Annotated in this window: 5 protein-coding genes; 2 read left to right on the top strand and 3 right to left on the bottom strand. The window is 69.8% G+C overall.

The features are described 5' to 3' along the window. On the top strand, positions 1-379 hold a 379-nt coding region (locus HW577_RS21695), incomplete at its 5' end, for an ATP-binding cassette domain-containing protein (RefSeq protein WP_198378202.1). A gap of 28 nt (positions 380-407) precedes the next feature. Next, complete coding sequence (locus HW577_RS21690) at positions 408-1,247, top strand: ABC transporter substrate-binding protein (protein ID WP_419956602.1); 840 nt, start codon at positions 408-410, stop codon at positions 1,245-1,247. A gap of 28 nt (positions 1,248-1,275) precedes the next feature. On the opposite strand, the gene HW577_RS21685 is transcribed toward HW577_RS21690, so the two are convergent. The 3 genes from HW577_RS21685 to HW577_RS21675 all read right to left on the bottom strand — a co-directional run. Beyond that, positions 1,276-2,193: an aminotransferase class IV gene (locus HW577_RS21685; protein WP_198378201.1), complete on the bottom strand. Its 918-nt coding sequence runs from the start codon at positions 2,191-2,193 to the stop codon at positions 1,276-1,278. Continuing rightward, on the bottom strand, positions 2,190-3,230 hold the full coding sequence (locus HW577_RS21680) for a histone deacetylase family protein (RefSeq protein ID WP_198378200.1): 1,041 nt from the start codon (positions 3,228-3,230) through the stop codon (positions 2,190-2,192). Before HW577_RS21680 ends, HW577_RS21685 begins: the two co-directional genes overlap by 4 nt. A gap of 228 nt (positions 3,231-3,458) precedes the next feature. Beyond that, the coding region (locus tag HW577_RS21675; protein WP_198378199.1) for a calcium-binding protein at positions 3,459-4,243 on the bottom strand (785 nt) is incomplete at its 5' end.

Genomic DNA, 4,243 nt, shown 5'->3' with positions numbered 1-4,243 from the left:
GCGCGCGGCGCTCGAGATGGTCGGCCTTGCGGAGCTCGCCGACCGGCCGGCGCGGCGGCTGTCCGGCGGCGAGCAGCAGCGGCTCGCACTCGCCCGCGCCGCCGCGCTGAACCCCGAACTGCTCTTCCTCGACGAGCCCTGCGCCAACCTCGACCCCGCGGCGACGCGCGCGGTCGAGCGGATCGTCGCGACACTCGCGGCACGCGGCACCAAGATCGTGATGACGACGCACGACCTCGGCCAGGCGAGGCGCCTCGCCGGCGAGGTCCTCTTCCTCCATCGCGGGGCGCTGCTTGAGCAGACGCCAGCCGATACGTTCTTCAACGCCCCCGCCACGGCGGAAGCCGACGCGTTCCTGCGCGGTGAACTGCTGTGGTGAGCGGGCGCCGACCACCGGGAGACCCGAGGTGACGAACATCCTTCGTCGCGACCTGCTCGCCGCCGCCTTCGCCCTCGTCGCCACCGGCGGTGCGGCGGCGCAGAACCGCGGCCTCACCCTGGCCAGCACGACCAGCACGGAACAGTCCGGCCTCTTCGGCCACATCCTGCCGATCTTCACGCGGGAGACCGGGATCGCCGTGCGCGTGGTCGCACTCGGTACCGGCCAGGCGCTCGATGTCGGGCGGCGCGGCGATGCTGACGTCGTCTTAGTGCACGACCGCCCGGCGGAGGAGCGCTTCGTGCGCGAGGGCTTCGGCGTCGCGCGCCGGCATGTGATGTACAACGACTTCGTCGTCATCGGCCCTGCCAGCGACCCGGCGCGCATCGCGGGCCTGACCAACACGGCGGAAGCGCTGCGCCGCATCGCCGCCGCTCGCGCGCCTTTCATCTCCCGCGGCGACCGCAGCGGCACCCATGCGGCGGAACTGCGGCTCTGGCAGCAGGCGGGCACCGACCCCGTGACGGGGCGCGGGCAGTGGTACCGGGAAGTCGGCCAGGGCATGGGCCCGGCGCTGAACACGGCTGCGGCGCAGAACGCCTATGTCCTCGCCGACCGCGGCACCTGGCTCGCCTTCCGCAACCGGCAGGACCTGCGCGTCCTCGTCGAGGGCGATGCGCGGCTGTTCAACCAGTACGGCGTCATGCTGGTGAACCCGCAGCGCCATGCGCATGTGAAGGCGGCGGAGGGGCAGCGCTTCATCGACTGGATCCTCTCGCCCGCCGGGCAGGCGGCGATCGCGTCCTACAGGGTAGGCGGGGAGCAGTTGTTCTTCCCGAACGCGACGCGGCCCGAACCGGTGTCGTGAGGATCGCGGCCCGGGGCGGGCACCACCGTCACGGATCGTCGTAGACCACCGGCGTCGTGTAGGCCTCGTCCTCGTGCCGCTGCCAGTAGAGGTCGAGGATGCGGCGCGTGACCGGGCCCGGCCGGCCATCGCCGATCGGGCGGCCATTGTAGGAGGTGATCGGCGTGATTCCGCCCGCGGTGGTGCTCGAGAAGATCTCGTCCGCCGTATCGAGTTCCTCGACCCGCACCGGGCGAAATTCGCAGCGCATCTGCAGGTCGGCGGCGATCTCGGCGACGGTGCGGCGCGTGATGCCCTCGAACATCCCGCGGTCGGGGGAGGCGAGCGCGCCGTCCTTCACGATGAAGACGTTGTAGCCCGGCCCCTCGGTGATCGTGCCGTCGGCGAGCGGCAGCACCGTGGTATGGGCATCCTGGTCGTAGGCCTCGAAGAGGCTCATGGTCAGGTCGAGCCAGTGGAAGTTCTTGATCCGCTGGTCGAGCGCCTCGGACGGGATGCGCTGCGTCTTCGCCAGGATCAGCTTCCACCCGTCCCGCCGCTGGTCCTCGTTCGCGATCCAGAGGAAGGGCGTGACATAGGCGTAGAGCCGGTTGCGGCAGAGCCGCGGATCGCGCGTCCCCGGCGGCTGCACGCCGCGGGAGCACATCACCATCACGAAGGCGTCGCGGTAGCCGGTGCGGCGGACGCACTCCATCAGGATGTCGCGCAGCTCCTCATCCGTATGGGACAGCGACATGCGGAGCCCGGCGATGGAGGCGCGGAACCGGTCGATATGGTCCTGCATCCGGAAGAAGCGGCCCTTCCAGACATGCAGCGCGTCGTAGGTCACGTCCGAGCGGAGGAAGCCGCGGTCGAGGATCGGGATGGTCGCCTCGGCGAGCGGCATGAACCTGCCGTCCATATAGGCGACGCCCTGGGCCGCGGCCATTTCGTCGATCGCGTTCATGCTGCCTTGGTCTCCCGCCCCTCGAAGCCCGCCAGCGCGCTGGCGACGCAGCGCGCGATGGTGTCCATGTTGTAGCCGCCTTCCTGCACCAGGACCGTCGGCAGCTTGAGCGCGGCGAGCCTGGCCCCGATGCGGCGGAAGCCGTCGAAGGTGACCTTCAGCCCCTCGGTCGGGTCGGCCTCATGCGCATCGACGCCGAGGGAGACGACGAGCGCCTCAGCCTGGAAGGCCCCGATGCGCGCGCAGCCGGCCTCGAGCGCGGCGAGGAATGCGATGTCCCCCGCACCCTTGGGCAGCGGCAGGTTCAGGTTGAAGCCGAGGCCCCGGCCCTCCCCGCGTTCATGCGCATGGCCCGCGAAATAGGGATGGTAGTCGATCGGGTCGCGGTGGAGGGAGACGAAGAGCACGTCGTCCCGCCGGTAGAAGATGCCCTGCGAGCCGTTGCCGTGGTGGACGTCCACGTCGATCAGCGCGACGCGGGCGAAGCGCCGGCGCAGCTGCTCCGCCGCGATCGCCGCGTTGTTCAGGAAGCAGTTCCCGCCGCCCATGTCGGTGAAGGCGTGGTGACCGGAGGGGCGGCAGAGCGCGTAGGCCGCCGCCTCGCCCCCGATCACCCGCACCGCGGCCTCGACGGCGAGGTTCGCGGAATCGGCCGCGACCGCCCAGGTGTGCTCGCCGATCGGCGCCCAGCAATCATGCATGTGGTAGCCGGCGCGGCCGACGATGGAGACTGGATAGGCATGGTCCATGCCACGCACCGGGAAGATGTAGGGGAAGACATCCTCCGACGCGCCTTCGATCTTCCGCCACTCGCGCCAGGCGTGTTCGAGGAAGTCGAGATATTCGGGCGTGTGGATCGCGGCGATCGGCTTCGGTCCGTGCGGGGCGGCGTCGAGCAGCGCGTGCCCGTCCACCCGCAGGGCGGCAAGGATGTTGTCGGCCCGCGCCGGCAGGTCCCGGTTCGTCACGATGCGGCCGTGCCGGAAGGTCTGTGCCGGCCGATGCCCTGCATGGTGCGGAGAGTGGAAGACCTTCACGCCAACGTCCGCCGGATGCGCCAGGGTGCAGTAGAGGCGCGTTCCGCAGGTCGGGCAATGCCGGCACGATCGAGGCGGGCGGCGCCAATAACGTCGCGGGGCGAATGCCTGCGATCCCGAGGCCGAGGCTGACGGTCCAGAGCCTGGTACGGATGGTGGTTGATGGCGGAGGGAGTGCGACCGGATTCGAACCGTCGCATCCCCTAGCCAGAATACGCCGCCAGCGCCCTACAAGATGAACCACCCGGCTTCGGGCCCGCTGGCGGCGGTGACGCGGATGGCAAAGTCGGCCACGGCGTTGCCGTCGATGTCGCCCTCGATCCTGTAGTCGCCGCCGCCAAGGTCTGTGTAGCGTACCCTCCCCGGGAGACCCGCCGTGAAGGCCTGGTCGCCGATGTAGGTGAATGGTTGATCGCCCCCGAGGAGCGGATTGGCGTCGATCAGGGTAAACTCGATCCGATCGCCCACACCGGCCGTGTTGGCGAAATCGGTGATCACGTCGGGCGCGGCCGTCGTGCTCTGCGCTGCCGCATTCAACCGGAAGACATCGTTGCCGGCACCACCGGTCATCGTATCGCTGCCGTTGCCGCCAATTAGTGTGTCGCTGCCGTCGCCGCCGAGCAGCAAGTCTGCCCCGTCGGCGCCTCGCAGGATATTGTTGGAGGCATTGCCCGTGATGCGGTTGGCGAGCGCGTTGCCGTTGCCCTCGACGACGGTCCCGAGAAGCATCAGATCCTCGAGATTGGCGCCGAGCGTATAGGCCGCCCCTGCCGTGGCCTGGACGGTGTCGCTGCCGGCGTTCAGCGCCTCGACAATGACATCGGCCTGGCCCTCGACGATGTAGAGGTCGCTGTCCACCCCGCCGATCAGGCTGTCGATGCCAAGCCCGCCCTCCAGCGTGTCGTTGCCGGCGCCGGCCTCCAGCGTATCCGCCCCGGCGGCACCGAACAGGGAATTGGCGATGGCGTTGCCGACGATGCGGTTGGCCAGGCCGTTGCCACTGCCGTTCTGCG

Origin of the sequence: Neoroseomonas rubea (genome assembly GCF_016106015.1) — a bacterium.
In the GTDB taxonomy this organism is placed as follows: domain Bacteria; phylum Pseudomonadota; class Alphaproteobacteria; order Acetobacterales; family Acetobacteraceae; genus Neoroseomonas; species Neoroseomonas rubea.
Note: the sequence above shows the minus strand (reverse complement) of the source record. Positions and strands in the feature narration are given on the sequence as shown.